The organism is Collimonas sp. OK412 (assembly GCF_900112135.1).
Lineage (GTDB): Bacteria > Pseudomonadota > Gammaproteobacteria > Burkholderiales > Burkholderiaceae_D > Collimonas > Collimonas rhizosphaerae.
In genome coordinates this window covers 127,614-152,823 of record NZ_FOLC01000012.1, presented here as the reverse complement: position 1 = coordinate 152,823, position 25,210 = coordinate 127,614, and the positions used below count along the sequence as shown (strand labels likewise).

General features: G+C 54.2%; 23 protein-coding genes. 10 read left to right on the top strand and 13 right to left on the bottom strand.

Features of this window, described 5'->3' with window-relative positions:
• Position 1 precedes the first annotated feature (1 nt).
• The 3 genes from BM062_RS14435 (at position 2) to BM062_RS14425 (ending at position 4,550) form a co-directional block, all read left to right on the top strand.
• Positions 2 to 2,020, top strand: a complete 2,019-nt coding sequence (locus BM062_RS14435; RefSeq protein WP_371326589.1) for a two-component system sensor histidine kinase NtrB — start codon at positions 2 to 4, stop codon at positions 2,018 to 2,020.
• An 80-nt stretch (positions 2,021 to 2,100) separates the two neighbouring features.
• Complete coding sequence (locus tag BM062_RS14430) at positions 2,101 to 2,715, top strand: response regulator transcription factor (RefSeq protein ID WP_092397969.1); 615 nt, start codon at positions 2,101 to 2,103, stop codon at positions 2,713 to 2,715.
• 527 nt (positions 2,716 to 3,242) lie between these two features.
• Positions 3,243 to 4,550, top strand: a complete 1,308-nt coding sequence (locus tag BM062_RS14425) for a porin (RefSeq protein WP_092397967.1) — start codon at positions 3,243 to 3,245, stop codon at positions 4,548 to 4,550.
• A gap of 216 nt (positions 4,551 to 4,766) precedes the next feature.
• Here the strand turns inward: BM062_RS14425 and BM062_RS14420 are convergent, their stop codons facing one another.
• From BM062_RS14420 to BM062_RS14410, 3 genes are all read right to left on the bottom strand, one after another.
• Positions 4,767 to 5,174, bottom strand: a complete 408-nt coding sequence (locus BM062_RS14420; RefSeq protein WP_092397965.1) for a cupin domain-containing protein — start codon at positions 5,172 to 5,174, stop codon at positions 4,767 to 4,769.
• A gap of 74 nt (positions 5,175 to 5,248) precedes the next feature.
• A complete protein-coding gene (locus BM062_RS14415; RefSeq protein ID WP_092397963.1) occupies positions 5,249 to 5,728 on the bottom strand; it encodes a carboxymuconolactone decarboxylase family protein in 480 nt (159 codons plus the stop codon).
• Between the two features lie 46 nt (positions 5,729 to 5,774).
• Positions 5,775 to 6,530 carry an SDR family oxidoreductase gene (locus BM062_RS14410; protein WP_092397961.1) on the bottom strand — a complete coding sequence of 252 codons (756 nt, stop codon included), beginning with the start codon at positions 6,528 to 6,530 and terminating at the stop codon, positions 5,775 to 5,777.
• Positions 6,531 to 6,946: 416 nt separating this feature from the next.
• Here BM062_RS14410 and BM062_RS14405 point away from each other — a divergent pair, with 416 nt between their 5' ends.
• Positions 6,947 to 8,530, top strand: coding sequence for a winged helix-turn-helix domain-containing tetratricopeptide repeat protein (locus BM062_RS14405; protein ID WP_092397959.1), 1,584 nt, complete (start codon positions 6,947 to 6,949; stop codon positions 8,528 to 8,530).
• Positions 8,531 to 9,131: 601 nt separating this feature from the next.
• Here BM062_RS14405 and BM062_RS14400 read toward each other — a convergent pair.
• Positions 9,132 to 9,524, bottom strand: a complete 393-nt coding sequence (locus BM062_RS14400; protein WP_175501010.1) for a winged helix-turn-helix transcriptional regulator — start codon at positions 9,522 to 9,524, stop codon at positions 9,132 to 9,134.
• A gap of 95 nt (positions 9,525 to 9,619) precedes the next feature.
• Between BM062_RS14400 and BM062_RS14395 the strand changes: the two genes are divergently transcribed.
• Entirely contained in the window at positions 9,620 to 10,204 is a 585-nt protein-coding gene (locus BM062_RS14395) for a glutathione binding-like protein (RefSeq protein WP_092397955.1), read from the top strand.
• Positions 10,205 to 10,479: 275 nt separating this feature from the next.
• Here BM062_RS14395 and BM062_RS14390 read toward each other — a convergent pair whose 3' ends face one another.
• The 5 genes from BM062_RS14390 to BM062_RS14370 all read right to left on the bottom strand — a co-directional run bounded on the left by BM062_RS14390 (position 10,480) and on the right by BM062_RS14370 (position 16,849).
• Positions 10,480 to 11,331 carry a carbohydrate ABC transporter permease gene (locus BM062_RS14390; RefSeq protein WP_092397953.1) on the bottom strand — a complete coding sequence of 284 codons (852 nt, stop codon included), beginning with the start codon at positions 11,329 to 11,331 and terminating at the stop codon, positions 10,480 to 10,482.
• Positions 11,332 to 11,341: 10 nt separating this feature from the next.
• On the bottom strand, positions 11,342 to 12,274 hold the full coding sequence (locus BM062_RS14385) for a carbohydrate ABC transporter permease (protein WP_175501009.1): 933 nt from the start codon (positions 12,272 to 12,274) through the stop codon (positions 11,342 to 11,344).
• A gap of 118 nt (positions 12,275 to 12,392) precedes the next feature.
• On the bottom strand, positions 12,393 to 13,631 hold the full coding sequence (locus BM062_RS14380) for an ABC transporter substrate-binding protein (protein ID WP_092397951.1): 1,239 nt from the start codon (positions 13,629 to 13,631) through the stop codon (positions 12,393 to 12,395).
• A gap of 47 nt (positions 13,632 to 13,678) precedes the next feature.
• Positions 13,679 to 15,646, bottom strand: coding sequence for a beta-galactosidase (locus tag BM062_RS14375; RefSeq protein WP_092397949.1), 1,968 nt, complete (start codon positions 15,644 to 15,646; stop codon positions 13,679 to 13,681).
• Between the two features lie 63 nt (positions 15,647 to 15,709).
• The gene (locus tag BM062_RS14370) at positions 15,710 to 16,849 is read right to left on the bottom strand and encodes an ABC transporter ATP-binding protein (protein WP_092397947.1); all 1,140 of its coding nucleotides are present in this window, start codon (positions 16,847 to 16,849) and stop codon (positions 15,710 to 15,712) included.
• A 457-nt stretch (positions 16,850 to 17,306) separates the two neighbouring features.
• On the opposite strand from BM062_RS14370, the gene BM062_RS14365 reads away from it, so the two are divergent.
• Positions 17,307 to 18,329 carry a LacI family DNA-binding transcriptional regulator gene (locus BM062_RS14365; protein WP_092397945.1) on the top strand — a complete coding sequence of 341 codons (1,023 nt, stop codon included), beginning with the start codon at positions 17,307 to 17,309 and terminating at the stop codon, positions 18,327 to 18,329.
• A gap of 683 nt (positions 18,330 to 19,012) precedes the next feature.
• On the opposite strand, the gene BM062_RS14360 is transcribed toward BM062_RS14365, so the two are convergent.
• Both BM062_RS14360 and BM062_RS14355 read right to left on the bottom strand, forming a co-directional pair.
• Positions 19,013 to 20,041 carry an alpha/beta hydrolase gene (locus BM062_RS14360; protein WP_092397943.1) on the bottom strand — a complete coding sequence of 343 codons (1,029 nt, stop codon included), beginning with the start codon at positions 20,039 to 20,041 and terminating at the stop codon, positions 19,013 to 19,015.
• Between the two features lie 69 nt (positions 20,042 to 20,110).
• Complete coding sequence (locus BM062_RS14355; RefSeq protein ID WP_092397941.1) at positions 20,111 to 21,322, bottom strand: MFS transporter; 1,212 nt, start codon at positions 21,320 to 21,322, stop codon at positions 20,111 to 20,113.
• Between the two features lie 229 nt (positions 21,323 to 21,551).
• Between BM062_RS14355 and BM062_RS14350 the strand changes: the two genes are divergently transcribed.
• Entirely contained in the window at positions 21,552 to 22,454 is a 903-nt protein-coding gene (locus BM062_RS14350) for a LysR family transcriptional regulator (protein ID WP_092397939.1), read from the top strand.
• Between the two features lie 91 nt (positions 22,455 to 22,545).
• Here BM062_RS14350 and BM062_RS14345 read toward each other — a convergent pair whose 3' ends face one another.
• Positions 22,546 to 22,773, bottom strand: a complete 228-nt coding sequence (locus tag BM062_RS14345; RefSeq protein WP_092397937.1) for a hypothetical protein — start codon at positions 22,771 to 22,773, stop codon at positions 22,546 to 22,548.
• On the opposite strand from BM062_RS14345, the gene BM062_RS14340 reads away from it, so the two are divergent.
• Both BM062_RS14340 and BM062_RS26135 read left to right on the top strand, forming a co-directional pair.
• Complete coding sequence (locus tag BM062_RS14340; protein ID WP_092397935.1) at positions 22,772 to 23,119, top strand: cyclophilin-like fold protein; 348 nt, start codon at positions 22,772 to 22,774, stop codon at positions 23,117 to 23,119. The two genes, BM062_RS14345 and BM062_RS14340, sit on opposite strands and share 2 nt — an antisense overlap.
• A gap of 122 nt (positions 23,120 to 23,241) precedes the next feature.
• Positions 23,242 to 23,361 (top strand): carboxymuconolactone decarboxylase family protein, encoded by a 120-nt coding sequence (locus BM062_RS26135; protein ID WP_139220060.1) that lies wholly within the window; start codon positions 23,242 to 23,244, stop codon positions 23,359 to 23,361.
• Positions 23,362 to 23,439: 78 nt separating this feature from the next.
• Here the strand turns inward: BM062_RS26135 and BM062_RS14335 are convergent, their stop codons facing one another.
• Positions 23,440 to 23,739, bottom strand: coding sequence for a DUF4148 domain-containing protein (locus BM062_RS14335; RefSeq protein WP_092397933.1), 300 nt, complete (start codon positions 23,737 to 23,739; stop codon positions 23,440 to 23,442).
• A 416-nt stretch (positions 23,740 to 24,155) separates the two neighbouring features.
• On the opposite strand from BM062_RS14335, the gene BM062_RS14330 reads away from it, so the two are divergent.
• Positions 24,156 to 25,169, top strand: a complete 1,014-nt coding sequence (locus BM062_RS14330; protein WP_092398015.1) for an XdhC family protein — start codon at positions 24,156 to 24,158, stop codon at positions 25,167 to 25,169.
• Positions 25,170 to 25,210: the final 41 nt, after the last annotated feature.

Below are 25,210 nucleotides of genomic sequence, written 5' to 3'. Positions count from 1 at the left end.
GATGGATATGATACGTCGCTCGAAGCCAACCGAACTGGGAGTTTCCTCCGGAAAAATGAGGATCTCGCACTGGATGCCATCTGTTTTTCTAGTATTGCTGTTTTTATCGGTGCTGCTATGGCTGCCATGGCAAGCGCAACACATGGAGGCTAACGACCGCCAGAAACAATTGATTGCCGATACCCTATGGGTGGAGCAAGCCATCCATTTTCAACTCAGCCGCAACGAAGAAAATCTCCATACGATCAGTGAAGAAATTATCAACGGTTCTTTACCGGAAAAAAAGCTGCGGGATAGAGTAGGCACCCTCCTTCGCAGTAACCGCGAGCTAAGCCGTATTGTCTGGCTCGGCGCAGATGACAGGCAAATAGCCTCGACCAGTGATGCGGCAGTTGCATTAACAGACTTTCCGGGCGCATCGCGCCTAGCTGCGCAACGCGCCCGCATCTTAAAAAAACCTCAGTACGGCCAGCCGGAAGCACCACTTGGTCAGCCAGGGGTGATGACGCTGGATTACCATCTGCCTCTCTATGCAGGCAACCATTATTTAGGCAGCTTGATCGCTACCTACCAGACCTCAGGCATTCTGGAAGAGATGGTCCCCTGGTGGTTTGCACAAGAGAATGAAATCGTTTTAACCGACAGTAATGAAAACATCATCGACAAGCGCATAGCTGGCGGGCCCGGACGTAATGTATATACCTACAGCCGGGTGCTGGAATTGCCTGGAACCAGTCTTATATTGCGTACCAATAGTGTCAAAGGCGCCCCAAAAATATTGTCGAATCTGTTGGTGATTTCGGTCATCGTTCTGTCGCTGGGCCTGCTCTGGAGCCTGTGGGCCTTGAGACGTGATATCAATCGGAGACTGGCTACGGAAGAAGCGCTGCTGCAACAGGTGTCGTTTCGTACCGCAATGGAAAATTCGTTGGTGACCGGCCTGCGTGCCCGCGACCTTGATGGACGCGTCACTTACGTCAATCCGGCATTCAGCCAGATGGTAGGCTACTCTCCGCAAGACCTTGTGGGAAAATTGCCGCCTATGCCGTATTGGGCGCCGGAGGCCATGTCTGAGTATCAGCAGCGACTCGCCCAAAGACTTGCCGGGAATATCACGCCGCAAGGTTTTGAGACCATCTTCCAGCGCGCGGACGGCACGCGTTTCCCAGTGCTGATATTCGAGTCGCCGCTTGTAAATGAGAGCGGCAAACAGACAGGCTGGATGGGATCGGTGCTCGATATTTCCGAACGTAAGGCGATTGAAGAGATTAACCGCCAACAGCACGAGAAGTTGCAATTCAGCGCCCGCATGGCCAGCATGGGGGAAATCGCCTCGACATTGGCGCACGAACTGAATCAGCCGCTGACGGCTATCTCGAGCTACACGACCGGCGCATTGAACTTGCTCAAGAACAGCGTGGCGGAAACTGGCGGCATCAATCCGGAGATCCTTAAAACGGCCTTGGAAAAGGCTAGCGCGCAAGCGCAGCGAGCCGGCCAGATCATTCGCAGCGTGCATGCCTTTGTGAAACAGCGTGAGCCTTCGCGCGAACCCGTGACTGTCCAGGAATTGCTCGACAGCGCAATGCCGCTGGTGGAATTGCAGGCACAGCAATTTTCGGTCGTCACCCATTACAGCATCGCTGCCGATTTGCCGGCCGTGCTGGCAGACCGCACCCTGCTCGAACAGGTATTGCTCAATCTCACGCGCAATGCGATCGAAGCGATGCAGGATTGCGCGCCCGAGCGACGCGTGTTGCGCATCGTTGCCGCGCTGGATTCCACTATTCCTGTCCCGCACGTGACGGTCTCGGTAATTGATCAAGGTCATGGCATTCCACGGGAAGTTGTCGAACGATTGTTTTCACCTTTCTTTTCGACCAAGGCGGAAGGTATGGGGATGGGGTTGAATATTTGCCGCACTGCTGTTGAATTCCACGGTGGAGCATTGACGCATGCAGATAATCCAGGAGGCGGTGCTGTTTTCCGTTTTTCGTTACCCGCTTTGCCAAAAGATTAGACTGCCAAGGTGATTGCTCATGACAAGTAAAAAAAATGCCTTCCAAATGCCTCATCTCATACTTATTCTGAGGAGCATTCATGCTTCACATTGTTGACGATGAAGAAGAAATTCGGGACTCGCTTCTATGGCTAGCGTCGTCCCGCAACATTGCAGCGGTGACTCATGGAAGCGGCGAGGCATTTCTTGCCGCTCTCGAAGGCATCTCGCATGTCGAACCGTCGGGCGAATGCGTGCTGCTTGATGTACGGATGCCGAGCATCAGCGGCATTGCTCTGTTCGACACGCTAAAGGCGCGTGATCTAATATATCGGACACCGGTGATTTTTATGACAGGTCATGGCGACGTGCCAATGGCTGTCGATGCCATAAAGCGCGGTGCTTTTGATTTCTTTGAAAAGCCATTTGACGACAATAAACTCATGGACCGAGTGCAAGAAGCACTTGCCGCTTCACTGAAAGCCGTTAATGCGGCCGTACCGCAGATACGCCTGGCAACGCTTTCTCCGCGGGAACGTGAAGTATTGGACCTTATTTTGGCCGGGAACATAAACAAAGTCATCGCTGACAAACTTTTCATCAGTACACGTACAGTTGAAGTTCATCGCGCTCACATCTTCGAAAAGATGAAAGTAAAGACGGCAATGGAACTAGCCACTCTTCTTCAAATTTCCTCGAACAACATCAATTTCTAAAAGCACGTTAGGTCACGAATAATTTCGTTCCCCCATCAGGTGATTTCCTATTTGAAACTTCATGATTTTTGTTCATTCAAAAATCTGGCGGGCCTAAGGTCGCAGATTGCTGACTCGATGCTTAAGTATTTCCGCATATCCTCCCCATCTTTGCATCTGCGTTAAATTTCAATCACTCGTTCGATTCGATCGAGATGTGGCAAGTCGACCGCTGCGCACCTTTCTTCCACATAGTGCAAGGTCAGATTGTGCTGCCTAATTTTCAGTAGCTATCTACATCAATTTCCTGCGTGCCGATATTGTGGCTTTCCACATTGTGTGTTGTACCAATGTGGAAAACCTCAATGTCCAAATAAAAAAAATGATGGCATCTTTGCGTAACCAATTTTCGATGCAAAGTTGGCGGCTGAACAGGTGATTGCAGTTTCAAGTGAAATCAAATTTCCGTTCAGGGACAAAAATATTTTCTTGATTATTGCCGGCACAAACTCAGTCCATTCAAAAAAATAACTTATAAAGGAGATTCAATGTTAGCCAAATTAACTCCCATCGCCTTCGCGATAGGTGTTCTCGTGTCGTTGCCCGCCCACGCAGATGATGTGTCCGATCTCAGAGCGCAAATCCAGTTGTTGAACGATCGCTTAGCCCACATAGAAACAGCCCAAAAGGAAGCGCAGGCAACGCCGACGGCAACCGGCGCAACCCCTGTCACGATTGCGCAGGCCCCGGGTTGGAATCTCATTCAGGGTATCGATACCAGCGTCTCGCTATATGGCAAGATCGATGTGACAGTAGGCAGCAGATCGAACGCCGACACCAAGGGTAATCGGCAGACCGGTATGTTGGTGTCATGGATGAGCGGTAATCGATTTGGTATCCATGGATACCATATCATCGACAAGGATAGCGGCACCAAAGTCATCGGCACGCTTGAAAGCGAATTTGAGTCGCCGACCGGGAACATGGATACCCCTGGCGTGTTGTTTAATCGCGATGCGTGGATCGGGATCGAAAGCGAGCGCATTGGGAAACTCACATTCGGCCGCCAGAATACACTGGCCCGCGATTTCATACAGACCTGGGGTGATGCTTTCGGAACCTCCAAGGTCGATACGAGCGAAGCCGGATGGTGCAACAACAGTAATATCCAACAGCTGATTTTCTACGGCGGCGGTGCCGACGGGACGCGTAACGACGGCAGCATAGTATGGAAGAAGGAAATGGGGCCGTGGGTCGTGGGAGCCACCTACGCATTCGGGTACGTTGAAAACGGAAATGGGCCAGGCAATTCCCCCGGCCAGTTCGGTAACGGCAGCACGACAGGCATAGCGCTTGCCTACAACGGTGGTGCGTTTAATCTGGATGGGACCTACACGCACATGGTCGTGTCCAATCTGGCGCACAATATCTTTGCCTTCGGCGGCAACTATCAGTTCGGTCCGCTCATTCAATGGAAGGCCGGTGTGGCCTACGCCTCCGTCGACCAGGCAGCGGTTGGCGGCCGCACAGACAATGTCTTCTCGACATCGCTTGTGTTCACCCCTGCCGGGAAGATGCGATATGTACTGGGATATCACAACATCAAGGTAAAAAATGCAGGGTACGGCGCCACTGGCAATACGCTCGGCGTAACGGCGGACACTAGCGCTGTTACCTCCGCAGCCAACGGTAAAAGACAGACCTTTTATACCGCTGCTTTCTACAAATTTGACGCTCAGACCGATATCTATGCAGTCGCTGATCAAGTACAGATCAGTGATGGCTACAAGTTGGCGAGTACCCATGGACACAACAATATGAATGAATTGGGCGTCGGCCTGCGCTGGAGTTTCTAGTCCGTAAATCTGTGTGATGGTTTCTCTCTGTAGGGTTACGTTCCTACAGAGAGCCCTAAAAAATCGATGGCTTCGAGATTGTTCTAAATAGATTCACGGAGCGCTTCACCATTATCGTGACAGCATGTTCTTTGTTTTCCACAATTCGTTAGGCGCCGACGAAGTTTTAAACCGACATCAGGCGCCAGCGCCCTCCCACCAGACGCCCGGCTGTTTTTACTTCACCGGTATCAATACCGGCTTTTTCTTTTCTTTGACAAGGAAAACCAGAAGCTTTGCAGGCGCGGTGGCGCTCGCGTTCCGACCTACCGTATGAATGTCCTCAGGGCCTTCGTAGAACGTCTGGCCAGACGTAAGCGTCTGTTCCTTCCCTCCTTTTACTCCCATCACGACGGAGCCCTCCAAAACGTAGATGAAGCCATGCGCATCGTGGCGATGGACCGGGTCGACATTATCCGGCGGGTATTCAACCAGAATCAAGAGCCCCTCTTTGCCGGGGATGTTATTGAATGACTTCTCGAGCAGCGGTGTAACTACAGCATCCCCAGCAGCGGTCGCGTGCTGAGTAGCGACCACACTTGCCATGGTGCAAACCACAGCGATTAGTTTCTTAATATTAAGCATGGCGTTTCTCCGTTTGTTGGCTACCGGCAGGCAGGTTCGGCGCAGCGCCCTTACGCGGCTGCGTCGATGCCTGGTCAGGACAGGCCGGACTTGTCTACGCCGAATGCTTTGTCGTATGTGCCGGGCACGAGCCGGAAGCCTATGTTGACGCGATTCCAGGCATTGATCGACATCACCAGGAAGGTCAGATCGGACAATTCCTTCTCGGATAATTGCGCGCGAACATGCTCATAGACATCATCAGGCACGCCCTGGGCGGGAATCTGGGTCAGGATTTCGGTCCACGCCAAGGCAGCGCGTTCGCGCGGATTGAACAGCGTTGACTCGCGCCAGGTGGCGACATGATGCAGCCTGAGCGGCCGCTCGCCATGTATCGTGGCTTCCTTGACGTGCATGTCCACGCAGAAGGCGCAGCCGTTGATCTGCGATGCCCTGATATCCACGAGATCACGGACCGACTCCTCGATCGCGGAATTCTTGAAGGCAAGGCTGAACTCGACGAACTTCTTGAATAGCTCGGGGGATTGCTTCTGGTAATCGATGCGTTGGGTCATGATGGCTCCTCAATGTGATAAGAACGTAGGTTAATGATTCGCTTGCTCATCCTTGCGCCAATGAGCGGCTGAGCCAGTTGTGGAAACGTGTCGGGCCGATATGCGGGTTGTCGCCCGCGACCAGAGATCGATCATTCAACTCGCTGCCGAAATAGCGCGCATGCACGTCGGCGATTACCGGCCTCTTGTCGTTGCGCGCGGCAAGAAACTTGCGCCCAAGTTCGTCGAGAGGGAAGCAATCAGGTCCGGCCACCTCGACGATGCCATTCACCGGTACCCCGACCGCGAGATCGGCCAGCACAGCCGAGGCGTCATCCGCTGCGATGGGCTGAATGAGGGCGGGCGACAGGCGAATCGTGTTGCCGTCGGCGCCGGCGTTAACTATGCCTTCGACAAACTCGAAGAACTGCGTCGAACGCAGGATGGTGTAGGGAATCTTCGACGCTTTGATCAGCTCTTCCTGGGCGACTTTTGCCCGAAAGAAACCGCATTCCGGAAGGCGATCGGTGCCAACGATAGAGAGCGCGACGTGGTGCTCCACGCCGGCGTCAGCTTCAGCAGCAAGAAGATTTCGACCGGAGGTTTCGAAGAATTCCAATACGGCCTGGTCCTCAAATGAGGGCGAGTTTGCCACGTCGACAACGACCTGAGCGCCCGCAAGCGCTTCAGCCAGCCCCTTCCCGGTGATGGTGTTTACGCCCGTGCGAGGCGATGCCGCCACAACCTCATGGCCATTGAGACGTAGTCTGTTTACAATGTTCGACCCGATAAGGCCGCTACCGCCAATAACGACTATTTTCATGTTTCGCTCCTCGGTTTAGTGTCGATCATCTTCATTGCGGGGATCGATGGATTCAGTCTGCGCGCCAACTGGGCGGAATGCTTTGCCAATACCTTGGATTTTCATTGAATTTTGCCTGGAAATTTGTCCACGAGCCGGTGTCGTTTCGGCTGATCTGCGCACCATTTCCAAGAGCCGTGCGCATTTCCAAATGACGAGGCGTTGCTCAAGCTGTATTATTTAGGATTGCGCAACATCGGCAAGATATGGGTGATGCCGGGCGATGCCGATTCAGAACAGGAAGGCGGTGCTGAACCGGTTCACCATCCGCTTCGATGAACATATGCCGCGGCATTAAACGATTTCCCGATGACACAAAATCGCGGACACACTCTGACCACGTTCCCGGCGCATGAGCACGGGACAAGGAACTCTGAATGCTATTAGTGTTTGACGACTGCGTGCTCGACCTGGACCGGCGGGAACTTCTGCGGGCGTCCCGGGTCATTGCGACCGCGCCTCAAGTATTCGACCTGCTGGCCTACCTGGCGGAGAGCCGCGAGCGCGTCGTCAGCAGAGACGACCTGATCAATACGATATGGGCCGGCCGCATCGTCTCGGAGTCGACCTTGGCCAGCCACATTAACGCAGTGCGCAAGGCGGTCGGCGACAGCGGTCAGCAGCAGAGCGTGATTCGAACGGTCGCCCGCAAAGGATTCCGGTTCGTCGCCGATATCAGGAAAGTCAAGTCATTGGATGACGTTGACCTTTCTGGCACCGAGTCGGCCGCATCGGTTCAAGTCTCTGCATCTGCGCCGGCCCTGCCTGCCAAACCGTCCATTGCTGTCTTGCCTTTCGTGAACTTGAGCGGAGACCAGGAGCAAGACTACTTGGCTGACGGCGTGGTAGAAGACATCATCGCGGCGTTATCGCAGTATCGCTGGCTGTTCGTCGTCGCGCGTAATTCGAGCTTTACCTATAAGGCCCGAATAGTGGACGTGAAACAGGTCGGCCGTGAGCTGGGTGTTCGTTATGTGCTGGAGGGCAGTTGGCGCAAGGCAAAAAATCGTGTGCGCATCACGGTTCAGCTGATCGATGCGACAACCGGGGCACATCACTGGGCGGGCCGTTTCGAAGGCGTGCTTGGAGACATTTTCGAACTGCAGGACCAGATTGCCACGAGCGTGGTCGGCGCGATCGCTCCTGAGGTCGAGCGGGCGGAGATCGAACGTGCGAGGCATAAGCCAACCGAAAACCTCGACGCCTACGATTACTATCTGCGCGGAATGGCCAAGTTGCATCAGGGCACCAGGGAGACCATCGACCAGGCGCTGCCGCTCTTCCACAAGGCAATGGAGATCGATCCGGATTTTGCGTCGGCCTATGCGATGGCGGCATGGTGTCACTGCATGCGGAAGATCAATCGCTGGATGACCGATCGCCCACGGGAAATGGCGGAGGGCGTCCGACTGGCTCGCCGCGCCGTGGAGTTGGACAAGAGCGATGCAGTGGCGATCACCAGAAGCGGCCATGCGCTTGGCCATCTTGCCGGCGACCTCTCGGGCGGCATTGCATTGCTGGACAAGGCACTCGTGCTCAATCCGAACCTCGCAGGAGCCTGGTTCCTCGGCGCGTACCTCAGAATCTTGCACGGCGAAACCGATACAGCCATCGAGCAGCTTGCATGCGCCATGCGTTTGAGTCCCCTCGACCCGGAACTGTACAGAATGCAAACCGGAATGGCGCTCGCGCATCTTTTCATGGAGCGATTCGACGCTTCGTCGTCATGGGCAGAGAAAGCGTTACGGGATTTGCCGAGTTTTCTGCCGGCGGTCGCCATCCTCGCGGCGAGCCATGCGCTTGCCGGACGGATGGCCGAAGCGCAGCGTGCGATGGATCATTTGCGCCAGCTCGACTCTACGTTGCGTCTCTCCAATATTGCAGATTGGCTACCGATCCGCCGGCCGGAGAATCTCGCCACATTTGTGGACGGTCTACGCAGAGCGGGGCTGCCGGAATAAAGGAGAGCAGCAAGGTCGATTGTGAAGGCATTCTTTTGGGGGTGCCCATCCAAAAAAGAACTCGCCTAACCTGATTTGTGGCTGCATCGCAACATATCGAAACAGTTAGTTTTCGACTTTATTTGTTGGGGGAACGCCGGGACCACGAGCTCGAACCAATGTGTTTTCGACTTTGGATAAAATGTAACTGGATTTGTATGGTCGGGGACCCGCATGGATACTATGGGCATGTTTTCGACTTTAATAGGCCGGAATAAATCTTGGTCCTTCAGAACAAAGATGCTAACTGGCCAATAAAGTTGCTAACTACACGTCGATTCGTAGAACAAAGATGCAAACTACGGCGACGGCTTTAATTGAAAATGATTGATCGGCCGTGAATAATTCAGTTTTCCAGAAATTGGCTTAGCCTCCCCCCCGAAGCTTGTCTGCGTCATGTGCTCGGTAACATTGCTGACCATCCCGTCAATTGAGTCGACAACTTCCTGCCCTGGAACTGCGTCGCGCAGCTTTCCCCTGCTTGAAAAAACACGCCGCTTATCATCGGTGTGATGCCATCGCCTGGCAATTCGATGCCGCCAGACTCAAGGCAGCACTGGCTTTATGCTTGGCTTGTGTCGTCATTCGTTTCGTTGTTTGCGTCGTAGCGCAGGCGATTGTCGTACAGTGTATCCAAGTTCGCGAGCGCCCATTTGGCCAGTTCCCGCACTGGTTCGGACAGTGAATGTCCGAATGGCGTCAGAGCATAGTCGACCTGCGGTGGCGAGGTGGCGCGCACCGTGCGTTCGACCAAGCCGTCGCGCTCGAGCACCTTTAGCGTGCGTGTCAGCATCTGTTGCGAGATCCCGTTGACCTGACGCCGCAGATCGTTAAAGCGGCGCGGCTGGTCGCGCAGCACCACGATGACCTGCATGCTCCATTTGTCGCCGACCCGGTTGAGCACTTCGCTCACCTGGCGACAGTGACGGGGAGTCGGCAGTGTGGTCACACTCATATGACTTGGCCTCAAAAATATGCGTTTTTGTCGAAGCTCAGATAGTCTCATACTAAGTCCTGGTCAACATTCCTGACTTAATACAAAGGACATCCATGATTCTCTACTACGCTCCCGGCGCCTGCAGCCAAGCCTCACACATCGCCCTGATCGAGGCGGAAATATCCCACCGGCTCGTCAAAGTTGGACGCGACCGGCGCACCAACGACGGCGCGGACTTCAATCTTATTAACTCCAAGGGTTATACCCCGGCGCTCGATCTGGGCGACGGTACGATCCTGACTGAGAACCTGGCCATTCTCGTCTACATCGCGGAGAAGTCGGGCAAGCTTCTGGCTAAAGGCGGTGTGGAGCGCTGGCGCGCTCTGGAAGCGACGACTTTCATGACCACCGAGATCCATCGCAACTTTATGCCTTTTTTCCGTAATGGAACCGCGCAGGAAAAGGAGAAGGCCGCGCAGACACTGCTTGTGCGCTTCGGCACTATCAGCGAGCAGTTGGGTAACAAAGCGTTTTTGGTGGGCGAGCAGATGACGATTGCCGACTGCTATCTGTTTGTCATGCTGTCGTGGGCCGCCATGATGGGCATCGTGCTACCTCAGCGGCTCAGCGATCATCTGACCCGGATGAAGGGCTTGCCTTCGGTGACCAAGACGCTGAGCGCAGAAGGACTCGCTTAGCGCCGGCAGCGTTGGATAGAGCGGGGACGTACTGTTCCGTACAAGGTGCCGAACACCACCATAAGGCGACTCGCGCCTTATGGCGAGGGAATCCCTGCCCACCGTGACCAGTGATTTTCAGTTTCTGTGCCGGTTTCAGTCATGGCGACGTACAGCGCTCATAGAAAGCCGTTCGGCAATAGACGTTGAGATTGCCAGTACACGCCTGACTGGGCAAGCTGGCATCAACCGGGCGTGCTGGGGCAGGTCCAGTTGTAAGCGGCACTAATAGCGACTCAGCCCTTACTGGCCCCGAATGTAAGACCAACGACAAATTGCTTTTGCATCAGAAAAAACAAGAGTACGGACGGTATCGCAGCTAGAATCGATCCGGCCGAGACCAGATTCCAAGCGGTGGTCCATTGTCCCTTAAGCGCTGCCACGCCAACTGTAATCGGAGCCACATCGTCGCCCTGGGTCAGGCACAGCGCCCAGAAATAGTCGTTCCAGACAAACGTGAAGACCAGGACGGCCAGGGCCGCCAGTGCTGGCCGGATCAGCGGCAGCACGATACGATAAAAAACCGTCCATTCCCCAGCTCCCTCGATGCGCGCCGCTTCAATCATTTCGTAAGGTAATTGCTTGATAAAATTGCGCAGGAATAGTGTGCAAAAACCGGTTTGCATGGCGATGTGAAAAAGGATCAGGCCGCTCACCGTATTAAACAAGCCCAACGACACGGAGATCTCGCGCACGGGAATCATGAGGATCTGTTGCGGCACAAAATTGCACGCCACAAACGTGGCGAACAACAACGCATTACCCCGGAATTTGTAGGTCGACAGCGCATAACCGGCCATGGCGGCCAATGCAATGGCGCCGATCACCGACGGTATGGTGATCAGGCAGCTGTTCCAGAAGTAATGCAACATCGGCGACGCGGTGAGCGCTTCGCGATAATTATCCAGCATGGCGAAATCTTTAGGCCAGCCCCAATAATTGCCTTCCATCAGTTCGTCGGTAGAGCGTACCGAAGTCACCAGCACTGCCAATATCGGCAGCAGCCATATCAGCAAGGCGACCGGCAACGACAGTTTGTACAGGATGCGATTGGACGCCTTCCATTTTTCTATGGGCATGGGAAACATGGCAACTCCCTTAGCGTTCATCGCGCAGCAGGCGGCGCAATTGATAAACGATGTAGATCAGCATGATGGCGAACAAGGTGACGGCAATCGCCGCCGAATAGCCCTGGCGATAGTATTTGATGGCTTGGTCATAGGTGTAATAAGCCAGCACGGTCGAGCTTTCGAATGGACCGCCGCTGCTCATGACGGAAATAAGATCGAAACTGCGCAGAGCGCCGATGATAGTCACCACAAATGCCATGAAGGTTGTCGATCTGAGTTGCGGAAGAATGACATAGCGCAGCATGCTCCAGCCTTTGGCTCCCTCCATGCGCGCCGCCTCTACCTGATCGATGTTAATTGAGGTCAGGCCGGTGAGAAACAGAATCATGCAATACGCGGTCTGCGGCCAAAGGGCGGCAAAGATGATGCCGAACGTGACATAGCGCGGGTCTCCCAATACGGGTACGCCATGTCCCAGCAAGAGCGTCAGCAAGCCAAACGTCGGATCATAAAACCAGCTGAAGATCAGCCCGACCACGACCCCCGACAAAACAAAGGGCGCAAAAAACAATGCCTTGATCAAGCGTATGCCGCGCACCTTCTGATTCAGGTAGAGCGCCGCGATCAGGCCGGCCGGCGGCGCCAGCAAAAACAGCAGCAGCCAGGTCAGGTTGTTTTTCAACGCGACATGAAATGTCGGTGCGTGCAACATCTCGATATAATTCGCAAACCCGATGAACTCGGGTTTCATCATGCCATCCCAATTAAAGAAACTGAGATAGATTGTGTAAAATATCGGGTACAGCACATACACGGCCGTCATCAGGCAGGCAGGCGCAAGGAACCAGATTGCGGCGCGGTTCCGTCTGGAGGCAGTGCTGCGACGGCGCGGCTTACTGGCTGCCGCAAGATCGGAAGGCTGCGGCCTTGCTGGAATAATGGCAGGTGTTTGGGCGGGCATGGCAATCAACTCCCGTTGAACCGTCTACAGCAAAAAAATGTTGCGCGAAAGCGCAACCGCACAGTAATGCAGCGGTTGCCCCCTCGCGGGTACTGATGAACATCCGTTAGCAGGCAGCTCACGTTTTCTTGTAGATGCGCTTGCGGCTTTGTTCAAGTTCATTGAGGACTTCATCGAGCTTGCCCGGATCGCTGATGAACTTCTGCATGCCCTTCATGCCTTCGTCCGCCATTTCCTTGGTCATGTCGCGATCATAGAATTGCGCGATGCCGCCCTTGGTGTTCGACAGAATCTGGAAGCCGATGCGTGAAATCGATTCGGTCGGTTCCGGTGCTTTGCTATTCGCCGGCAACGATCCCAGCCCCTCGGCAAGCTTGGCGCTGATCGCCGGCGTGCCGACAAAGGCGAGGAAACGATGGGCGTCAACCTTGTTGCGCGCCTTGCTGGGGATATGGATCGATTCTGCCGGACCGTCCTCGGCGGTAGGAATCTTGGCGTCGATGATCGGGAACTGGAAATATCCCATGTTGGCAGCCAGTTTTGGCGGGAATCCCTTTGCAATGAAAGTCCCCATCAGCATCATGGCCGCCTTGCCCTGGAACAGGAACGGCTGGGCGCCGTCGAGATCGTAAGACAGCGAATTATCGATGAAGTATTTGTTGTCGATCAGGGTTTTCCAGGCGCTGTAGACTTTTTTAACGCGCGCATCGGTGTAAGGGATTTCACCGGCCATCAGCTGCTGATGGAAAGCGTTGCCGTTCAGGCGTAAATCCAGATAATCAAACCAGCCTGCCAAGGTCCAGGAATCGCGGCCACCGACCGCGAACGGGGTAACGCCGGCCGCCTTCAATTTGTTGCAGGCGTCGAGAAACTCTTCCCAGGTTTTCGGTTCTCCGGCAATGCCGGCGGTCTTGAACACGTCCTTGCGATAAAACAAACCCCAGGAATAATACACAGTCGGCAGTGCGTATTGTTTGCCCTTGTACGACGAGGCGTCCTTAGTGGAGGCATAGATCTCATCCCATTTGTTTTTCTTCCAGTCGTCGCTGAGGTCTTCCAGCAAGCCGCGGCTGGCGTAGAACGCCATACGTTCGCCGTTATGCCAATTGATGACGTCCGGCGCCTGGGTTGACAGCCAGCCCGGCAGTTGCACCTTGTAAGCCTCCTCCTCGACGAATGCCGCTTTGATATCTACATCCGGGTTGGCCTTCTTGAATTCGTCCAGTGTCGATTGCCATACCGCGCGTTGGCTCGCGCCTTTGTAGGCGATATTGACGGCCAGGGTTCCGGCTGCGGCCGAACCCAACGCTGAAACCAGCAAGGCTGCCAGTAAACCTATGCAAAACAGCTTTTTCATACTTGTCTCCTAGTTATTGTGGCTTATAAAACGACCTTACCAAATTTTCAATTCCGCCGGCGATAAATGGCGACTCCCTGTGCTGCAAGCGGGCTGGCGCCGACAATGAATTCAGCATGCTCGCCATGCGGCACAACGCATGACTGATTACCGTAATTGAAGGCGAACGTCAGTCCGCCCCGATGGCTGATGCGCAAAGTTTCCGGCAAACGCTCCGGCGCCAGGCCGGCAGCAAGCGCAGTCCGCTCGAAGTAGTCGCAGGTGAAATCGGCATCGAACACGCCGGCCAGATAGTGCAAGCACTCATGTTGCACTATCGCAGGATGGCCGTCGCCGAACGCGGCGACGACCTTTACATTGTCCCCGGCCTCGATCAGGTCGCGCCAGTGATACGCCTTGCCATGCCGTCCGCCGCACTCGACCGGTTCCGTTATACCAGGTCGCATCGATTCGACCCGCCATACGCGTATCGGCAGTATTTCCTGCAGAGGCCCCGGCGGCAGATTCGCCGGTATTTGCAAGGACTCGGTCTTGGAGCCGCTACGCGGTCCGAGCAATACCTGCGCCCCGCTCGCCCTCAGGCGGGCGGCCAGGTCGGCCGGCAGCACCGGCAACGGCGGCACCACGATCATGGCGTAGCCATCAAGCTTTGCGCTGAGCGGAACAATATCCACATCCAGGCCAAGCGAACGCAAGGCAGAATAATATTCGAAGGCGATCTGCGGATAATGAAAATCCGCCCCCTGCGGATGGATCTCGAACAGCCACTTGGCGGCGTAATCGAACAGCAGCGCGACCTTGCCGCGCGGTTGCTGCAGCCCTCCCGCCGCCAGCTCGACCTGCTGTATTTCCTCGGCCACGCGCTGCGCTTCATGGCCGCCGATATCGAGGCGATTATCGGGCGTATTCAAGCCCGCATGCATTTGTTCCTGGGCAAACGGCACTTGCCGCCAGCGGAAGTAGGAGACGCAGCCGGCGCCGTGTGCAAAGGCTTCCCAACTCCACAGGCGCACCATGCCCGGCAGAGGATTCGGATTCCATTGCGCCCAGTTCACCGGGCCCGGCTGCTGCTCCATTACCCAGAACGGTTGCGCCGACATGCCCCGGTACAAATCGTGATTAAAGGAAGCGAAGTCAGGATGGCCGGTGCGCAGCCAGCGGGCTTTGATTTCCGGCGCGAACCACAGCTCTTCCAGGGCGCCGAGTGGATAACTGTCCCAGCTGGCGACGTCGAGATCCGCCGCTACCGGGTAGTGGTCGAATTCGGTAAACATTTGCATGAAATTGTGCACCATCAGACGTCCTGGCGCGTGCGCTCTCAGGATATCGACTTGCATGCGGTTATAGCGCAGCACTTCATCGGACGCAAAGCGGCGGTAATCCAGGCGATGTGAAGGATGCGCTTCCGTCACGGTGCCGACCGGCGCATCGATTTCGTCGAAACTGCGGTACTCGGCGCTCCAGAACACGGTGCCCCAAGCCTGGTTAAGCGCGTCTATGGTGTGATAGCGCTGCTGCAGCCAACGGCGAAATCCTTGTTGTGCCGCGGCCGAATAACTCACCACGGTATGATGGCAACCGTATTCGTTATCCACCTGCCAAGCGGTAATTGCCGGATGCGGGCCATAACGTTCGGCCAGGAGAGTGACGATGCGTTGCGATTCCTTGAAATACGACGGCGAAGAAAAGTCGTAATGGCGGCGCGAACCGAAGCCCCGCGCCCTGCCGTTGGCATCCACCGGCAGGATATCCGCGTGCTGGTCAATCAGCCACTTCGGCGGCGTCGCCGTCGGCGTGCACATGACGACTTCCAGGTTGGCATCGGCCAGCACCTGAATCGCACGGTCCAGCCAGTCCCATTGGTATTCTCCGGGCGACGGTTCGATCCGGCTCCAGGCGAATTCGCCGATGCGCACTTGCTTGATACCCAGCGCCGTCATGCGTTGCGCATCGCTGCGCCAGATCTCTTCGGACCAGTGTTCAGGGTAGTAGCACACCCCTAATCGTATCGACATGAATCTCACTCCGTGGTTGTGATCGTTACTGTGGTCGTTGTTGTATCGTTGTTGCGATGCCTATCAGGCAGCCATTGCCACAGTGGCAGGCTTGGCAAAGGCGACGCCGCTGGCATCGAACAAATAAGCGCAGGCGGCGGGTATGCCGAAACGCAAGCGCTCGCCGCGCTGTATCGGGGTGTTTCCCGGCGCCTTGGCGACCAGCGGCTGGCCGCCTGGCTGTTCCAGATGGACGTAGGTCTGCTCCCCCAGGCGCTCGACCAGGATCACTTCCCGGGTCAAACCGGCAGATGCCGTGTCGCTGCTGTCGAGATGTTCGGGGCGAATGCCCAGCGTCACCGCTTGTCCTTGCTGCAACGACTGATCGAACGCATGCACCTGCACTGTTTCGCCTGTATCGGACAGCCGCACAGTCACCTCGCCGGGATCGATACGGGTCACCACCGCCGGTATGAAGTTCATCCGCGGCGAGCCGATAAAGCCGGCGACAAAACGATTCTTCGGATGGTGATACAGCTCCATCGGCGTACCCACTTGTGCAACGCTGCCGAAAGCCGCGGTATCGGCGCCGGCATGCAGCAGAACGATACGGTCGGCTAGCGTCATCGCTTCGACCTGGTCATGCGTCACATAAATCACGCTGGCGCGCTCGAATTGCCGATGCAAGCGCGCGATCTCGATGCGAGTCTGGCTGCGCAAGGTAGCATCGAGGTTGGACAGCGGCTCGTCGAACAGGAACACGCCCGGCCGGCGGACGATGGCGCGGCCGATCGCCACCCGTTGACGCTGGCCGCCAGACAATTCCTTGGGTTTTCGCTGCAGCAGTTCTTCAAGCTGCAAGACACGCGCGGCCTCCCTCACCTTCTGTTCGATTTCGGCCTTGGGCAATTTGGCCAGGGTCAAACCGAAACTCATGTTTTCGAATACCGTCATGTGCGGAAACAGCGCATAACTCTGAAACACCATGGCGACCGAGCGCTGCGCCGAAGGCACATCGTTCATTGGCTGGCCGTCGATCAGCAGCTCGCCGTCGCTTGGATCTTCGAGGCCCGCAATAATGCGCAGCAAGGTGGATTTGCCGCAGCCGGACGGGCCCAGAAATACACAGAATTCATGCTCGCCGATCTCGAGGTCGACATTGCGAATGATGGAAGCGGTGCTGCCATAGGATTTTTGCAGCGAACGCAAAGAAATGCTGGCCATAGGTCCCTTTCCTTGCGGAAGTTGACAAAACTAGACTATGAAATTGCCCAAACAAGCAGCTTCAGTCGACCCCGCGATCCCAGCCGTTCAATCAGTTGGAACCAGCTGATGGAGTGACATGCCGCCTGGTTTGAATGGGGGAAAAGGTTAATAGGTTAAGCGCTTAACCTGCTGCTGCAAAAAAAATGCTGCTGCTTTTTTTGAACTTCATTGATATTGTCTCCACGTTGTTATTCTGAGAATGACGCCGTTGGTGCCGATCGTTTCGTTTGATAATACCAACCTTCTTTTTTCTGTGCAATCGAAATTGCGGCACAGTTCAACGCTGCGTTTGCAACAACATTTTCCAGCCCCCGAGCGCTGCCATCGGCTTGGCGGTTCAGTCCGTGCGATATGCCACGTTGACAATATCGGTGATAGGCGGTTGAATACGAGAGCTCAAATTTTCCTCCACTCCATGCCCACCCTTTCTGAAGTAGCCCACTTGGCCGGCGTGACGTCCGCGACAGTTTCCAACGTCCTGCGCAAACGCGGCAAGGTCGGCGAGCAGACCCGCTTGCGCGTTCTCGCGGCAGTCGAACAGTTAGGATATCGTCCGCATCTCACCGCTCGCGCGCTGGCAGAAGGATGTGCGCCAACACTGGCCCTGATGGTATCCAGCATTGCCAATCCTTTCTATCCCGAATTTGCACTGGCCGCTGAACGCGCAGCGCATGCCAACGGACGATTTCTGATTGTCTGCAACACCAATGACGACCCGGCAACGGGGCGCGCCTATCTCGACCAGATCGCAGGCACCTTGTCCGAAGGCGTGCTGGTAATGAACGCCAACCTGTCCATCGACGACCTGAAGAGAACTGAGCAGCGTGGCGCTCCGGTGGTACTCTGCATGTGGGAAAAATTGGATGCGCCACCTGAACTGCCCTGCATCGCCGTTGATTTTTTTGAAGCAGGCGCGATCGCAGGACGCCATCTCATCGCCCTGGGCCACCGGCATATTGGTGCGCTGGTTGGCAGCAAGGTCAACGGCATACACGCCGAACGCTACAAAGGATATCTGTCCGCCTGCGCCGCAGTCGGACAAAAACATCCTCAGAACCGCACGCGCTACATCGAAGACTCGGTAGAGGCCGGCTATGAAAGCGCGAAAGCCTTGCTCGAGGCGCATCCGCAGCTGACCGCCATTTTTGCCAGCAATGATCTGCCGGCGCTTGGCGCTTTGAACGCCGCGGCCGATCTGGGATTGAAGGTGCCTCAGGATATTTCGATTATCGGCATCACCGACATTCAATGGGCGCGCCTTTCCCGTCCGGCCCTGACGACGGTGGCCGTGCCGACAGTCAGCGCAGCCGAGATGGCCATCACGCTGCTGCTGGACCTGATCAGCAAGCCCGGCCAATCGGCTGCAATGCGTATCACAGCAACGCCCGAATTAATAGAACGCGCATCAACCGGTCCGGCCAGGACAGCACGTGAATGAACTCATCTGGCACTTGGGACATGTCTGCATTCGACCAGGCCAGAGGCAGCCGTTGAAATGCCCCCCTTTTATTTGGATGAGCGAGTGTGCCAGTTTTATTTGAATTTAATTCATCGGTAAGCGTGGCGTCATTACCATATTGACGTGGGGCGCCACCTGATGCACCCAAATCCATGGCTTCTTTGGTCCCGGCACTCGGCCTTTCGAATTTTCGCGGAATTCACTCGGCTCGCCGCTGTACGATGATTTTTTTTCGGCTCGGTTGGCGGGCGGGCCAACTCAGCAAGCAAACGAACACTTCCGCAGCCAAATCGGGTTACTACTTGCAAATTGAAGGCGTCCATATATGAACCCCTCGGGCTGGGCCAAGGTTGTGACTGCGTCCCGACGTATCGAAACGGTTAGTTTTCGACTTTATTTGTTGAACGAACGCCGAGTCCCCGAGCTTGCGCTGATGTGTTTTCGACTCTGGACAATATGTAACTCGATTCGCATGGTCTGGAATCCGCATGGATGCTATGGTCCTGTTTTCGACTTTAATAGGTCGGAATAGCGCCTGGTCCTTCAGAACAAAGATGCTAACTACTGCGGCGGATGTCGACAAATATATTCTTGATGCCGAAGTAAGGATGGATGGCTTGCGCAGCCATCCATCGCCGTTAATCAAACGTCAAAGCGGTTACTTACTTCAGATTGGTACGGAAGAACGAAGTCAGTTTTTCGAAAGGAATTAGGTCAGTGCGATCGTAGAGATCCACGTGCCCGGCGCCCTTGACCCAGTATAGCTCCTTCGGCTGTCCGGCGAGTCGATATGCCTCTTCGCTAAATTCCTTTGAGTGAGCCTGATCGCCCGTGATGAACAGCATGGGACGCGGAGAAATCGTCTCGATATCGTTGAACGGATAGAAATTCATGAACTTGACATTGCTAGTCAAAGTTGGATGCGTTGTCAGCTGCGGCGACGAGCCTGCAGGAGTGAAATCGCCTCTGGAAGTACGATAAAAGTCATAAAATTCACGCTGAATGGGATGAGTGCTTTCATCCAACTTGTGATCGGTACCACTCGTGTACTTCGTTGCACCACCTGTGAACTCTACGTAGCGTTGTTCTGTGGCTTCAACAATGATCTGCTTGCGTTGATCGAGAGTCAGCGAGTGATTCAACGCGTTACGGTTCGCCGCACCCATGTCGTACATACTGACAGTCGCTATGGCCTTCATACGTGGATCAATCTTGGCAGCACTAATAACGAAACTTCCGCTACCGCAGATGCCAAGCACACCGATGCGCTCCCGGTTCACGAATGACTGGGTACCTAAATAGTCTACTGCAGCGCTAAAAGCTTCGGCATAGATATCCGGAGCAACAGCATTACGCGGCTGCCCTTCGCTTTCTCCCCAGAACGACTGATCGATTGCCAAGGTTACAAAGCCTTGCTCAGCCAATTTCTGCGCATACAGATTCGAGCTCTGTTCTTTCACGGCGCCCATTGGATGACCGACAATGATCGCTGGATAAGACGAGCTCCGATCAAGATTCTTTGGCACAAATAAGTTGCCCACCACTTTCATTTTGTACTGATTGTTAAAACTGACCTTTTGAAGAGTCACTTTGTCGCTTTTGTAGAAATTATCTGCACCATTGGTCATGTCTGCCGCCATAAGTGAAAACGAGCTGAGAAACATTCCCAGCATGGAAATAAATCTTTTCATTGAACTTCCTTCGAGTAAATATTGATACGCTGATTTGAACCCTAAGAGCTTTGGTGCGGCTTTTGAAATTCAGCATGAATCATGCTGGACACGATGGGTGCGTGCCGTGTAACCAACCAACAGAGCAGCAACGACCAAAAACACCGCACTGACAATGAAGAGACTTTGATAGCCGCTCATGTCGAATAGCAAGCCCCCAACCGTAGAACCCAACCCGATCGCCAACTGAATCAGCGCCACCATCAGACCGCCTCCTGCCTCCGCGTTATGCGGCATCATCTTCGCAACCCAAGACCACCAGCCCACTGGTGCTGCCGTCGCGATCAATCCCCACGCCCCCAATAGCAGGCTCACCGGAAGAACTTGGTGTCCCGATACAACAAGGGTGATGGCGATAGTAGCCATGAGTAGAGGTATAACGATCAATGTTCGGTAAAGCCCTCGATTGAGAAGTCTTCCGATTAGCATCGTGCCAATGAAGCCGGCAACCCCCATCGCCAAGAGAATGATGGACAGCGTCTTAACGTCGACTTGCGTCACAGTCTCCAAGAATGGGCGGAGATAGGTGAACAACGCAAATTGCCCCATGAAAAAGAAACTGGCACCAGCCATCCCAAATGCAATGAGTGGATTTTTTAATAGTTTGAGAACATTCCTATCGCCGCTCGCACTTTGTTCGACCTTCATGGTCGGCAAACTTATCCATTGCCAGACAAAAGCGAGAAGCGCCACTGGCGCCAAGCAGAAAAAGGCGCCACGCCAGCCAATAATCGCGCCGAGATAGCTTCCCAATGGCGCCGCGATGACTGTCGCCAATGCGTTCCCCCCGTTGAGAATGGCAAGCGCCTTGGCCACCTTTGAAAGCGGCACCAAGCGTATTGCCGCAGCAGCAGACATCGACCAGAAGCCGCCGATGGCGACACCGATCAGAATACGGCCAGCCATGTAAATTAGGTAATTCGGCGCCAAGGCAATGATGGGACTAGACAAAAACATGAGCCCAGTTAGCCAGAGCAGCAACGTCTTGCGACTCATGTTGCCAGCAAAGGCAGAGATGCTCAGGCTCGTGATGACAGCAAAGGCACCCGAAACCGAGATAGCCTGGCCAGCTAGCCCCTCACTGATCTTCAGATCCGCGGCAATGGGGGTCAGCAAGCTGACCGGCATGAATTCAGACGCGACGAGGGCAAATGCGCATAGCGTCATGGCGAAGATACCGCTCCAATGGGCGCGGGAATCACGAAATTCCCGTGACTCATGCGATTTTTGCGCGCTTTCCATAGTACGAGACACATCCCTGCTCAGGACGTCTGGGGTTAATGTAGACATAGTGTGGATATAGGGTATTGATTGGATAGTGGTCGGCACACCGCTTGGGCATGTTCATGCAGCATCGCGGTGTGCCTTTTCAACTTGCAGCAAGTGTCGCAAATGCGAGCGGGCTTGACTAGGTAATGAATTCTTAACTACCCTATTAGCACGACTAATTAATCAGCCCCGGGAATACAGCATGATGAAACGTAACCTCAATGACCTCTTGGGATTTGTTACCTTAGCCAGGGAAGGCAGCTTCACGCGCGCGGCGGCGACGTTGGGTGTAACGCAATCGGCGCTGAGCCAGGCAATTCGAGGGCTGGAAGAGCGTTTGCGGATCCGGCTGTTAACGCGTACTACGCGCAGTATTTCCCTAACTACTGCTGGAGAGCGATTGATCCAGTCCATCGGCAACCGTTTTGACGAAATCGAAGCGGAGCTGGAGGCCTTGACGGCGCTACGCGACAAACCAGGCGGAACCGTTCGCATCACCTCCGGCGATAGCGTCATCCAAAATACTTTATTGCCAAAATTAGGCCCGCTACTGCGCGAGTATCCGGATATCAAGATCGAGTTTGATATGAGCTATGCCTTCCGCGATATTGTCGCTGAACGTTTTGATGCTGGGGTCCGCTGGGGAAAAACGATCGATAAGGACATGATCGCTGTTCCGATTGGGCCACCATTACATATGACAGTGGCGGCTTCCCCTGAGTATTTCTCTACTCATCCGACACCCCAAAATCCGCATGAATTGACTGAACATAATTGCATCAACCAGCGCATGCCGACTTCTGGCGGGCTTTATGTCTGGGATTTCGAGCGGAAAGGCGAAAAGCTTAACGTGCGCGTGAATGGCTCCCTCATCTTCAACACGGCACCACCGCAAATTGATGCGGCATTGGCTGGCCTAGGCGTAGTCTTGTTACCCGAGGATGAACTTATGTTGCATATCGAATCCGGTCGATTGGTGAAGGTATTGGAAGACTGGTGCCCCAAATTTGCAGGCTATCACCTGTACTATCCCAGCCGGCGCCAACCTTCACCGGCATTCTCGCTGGTAGTCAATGCCCTGCGCTATGAGGGCAGCAGGCGTTGAATTGCCGATCACGAAGCGAAGTGACATATTCTTCGAATGGATTCAGGCGGTTTTATTAGTCCCGCTAATAGGAGCAATTAGGCAGTTGCTACTATTCCAGTTCAATAATTGCTGAAAAAATGGCCTGAAATCCTTGAGCGATATAAAGTGACTGATCCATGAACATTGGGAACGAGCGAAGAACGGTTATGAGAAACAGAATTCTTCCGTTTTTCGTAGTCATTTTTTTGGCGGCGATAAGTGTCTTGTCCATCGGTAAAGCCGCGGATTCATCGACAGAGGCAACCAACAAATTTGGGAACATAAAGCAGACAACCATGCGGATTCGTATCACAGTCAACGACAAAATTCTCTCCGCTGATCTGCTCGCCAATGCAACGGCAACTGAGTTTGCGGCTATGCTTCCGTTGACGCTGGAGCTGACCGACTACAACCGCACTGAGAAGATCGCCCAGATATCTAAAAGCCTGGTAACGACAGACGCGCCTGAAGGGTTCACTCCTGCTGCGGGGGACATAGCCTACTATGCGCCGTGGGGAAACCTGGCGATTTTCCACAAGGGATTTGGCTATTCGAAAGGCCTCATCAAACTCGGCCGCATACAGGGAGATCTCAGCATATTGAAACCCGCTCTGCCTCAGAAAGCCTTGATAGAACGGGAGTAATCCCCTCACGTAGATGAACCACTGCGGGCGATCAGACAGTATATTTTCGCAACGATGGAAGCGGGATGTTCAGTTCCTCTAGTTCAGAGAACTGCTTGAGAAGATAATCGACCGTCACGCGCATCCACCACGGTATAACGCAGGAAGAAATCGGAGAGTCATTGGCACAAATTGCTTTTTATTGCGGTTGGGGACTCGCTGTGCCGGCAGCTCAGGCAGTAAAACGCTCTTTCATGCAATGAGTCTAGGTCAAACTGAAGGAGCTGAATGAGGCCGTCAAACAGTGGTGGACGGCCTCATTAAATCGACATCCTGTGAACTCAGCGTGAAGTTGTATTCAGATAGTTATTGCGTGCTACATCGCCGCGATTTTCGCTAAGTTCAGCTTTGACCTCGGCGCGCGTCTTCGTCGAGGCTCGGACCGGCGAAGGATTGAAAGTTGCTTCATAGTTCTTGCGTCCCAGGTTGCCGCCCGCCTGTTCCATCTCTGCAATCACTTCGGCTCGCGTCTTACCTGAAGAAACGGACGTATCTGTCGACGGTTCGGCAAAGGCAGAAACAGTAACAATGGCAGTACACGCAAACACGACAGTGGCTGCAATTTTTTTCGTAATGTACATTTTTAATTCTCTCTAGATAATAAATGATTGGTGTATGTGAGCGTCACCTAGGTTGTTATTGGGTGAGCAAACAGTCACGACAGAAAAGACTGCAAAGAATCTGGTTGAAGTTATCCATTTGCGAGCTACGGAACTTGGCTGTCAATCACGACCTTTCCAGAAGACTCGCTGGAAGCCAACAATGGAAGGCTGCCGACCAAATTCGCTACGAGTGATTGGCTGGTCTCTATTCTGGTCGATGAATGCAAATAAGATTAGATGGCATAGCCTTACCTCCTCTATTAGCCAAGCTAATCAATCTTTGCCATGTTGTGATGGCACTATTCGCAGTTGCAGATCAGAACGTGGATCTGTTGTCTTCCTATAGACGGACGGTCGCGATTGCGGCATCGACGTACTGAAGAATATTGCCAATGATGGAACATACCGACTTAAAAGTAATGCGAGCGCTACGAGATTGGCGCAGCAATGGCCATGGAGCCATGCTCGCAACCGTTGTCAGAACGTGGGGCTCGTCACCGAGGCCGGCAGGATCTCAATTAGCGATCAGGGATGATGGACGCTTGATCGGTTCAGTCTCTGGTGGATGTATAGAAGACGACCTTCTCTTCAAATATTTGACGGCACGACCTCGGGAATGGGGTATGTCGACATCACCCCAAGTAGTGCGCTACGGCATTAATTCAGACGACGCCTATAAATTTGGATTGCCTTGTGGAGGAACGTTGGAACTTCTGCTGGAATTCGATCCAAATAGCGACGGCTTGGAGAATCTGGTCAGAACGATCGAAGGAGGAAAGCTTATCTGCCGCACAGTGGTTTGTGTAGACGGCGCTGAAACCCTCGAAATCACTAACACGCCGGCTGAACTTTCATTCGACGGGAAAATACTGCGGCATACGCTTGGTCCTGATTATCGCATGTTGATCATCGGCGCTGGGATGCTATCGGAATATCTCGCGACAATGGCCCTGTTCAACGGATTCGCAGTAACCATATGCGATCCACGAGCCGAGCGTCTTGGCTCCTGGTCTCTCGAAGGGGTTCGCATTGTGACCGAAATGCCTGATGACGCAGTCATCGCATTTGAGCCAGATCAACGTACATGCGTGGTGGCTCTCTCTCATGATCCCAAGCTAGATGATCTCGCTCTGTTAGAGGCGCTGCATAGCGGCGCGTTTTATGTAGGTGCCATAGGGTCCCGACGCAATAGCGCGAATAGAAAATCCCGGATGATCGCTCATTTCAATGAGAGCGAAGAGTCGCTGGCGCACTTAAGAGGGCCAATCGGTATTTTCATTGGCAGCAAGACACCATCGGAGATCGCTGTAAGCGTGATGGCGGAGATTTTGGCTGTGAAAAACGACGCTCCTCCTCTGCCACGAGAGTTTTCGGTTGCGGCGATGAAGTCTCCTGATCTGCTCTCTTAGTTATCTCGTTTTTTCGCGCTCCTTATCAAATCGAAGCCTCT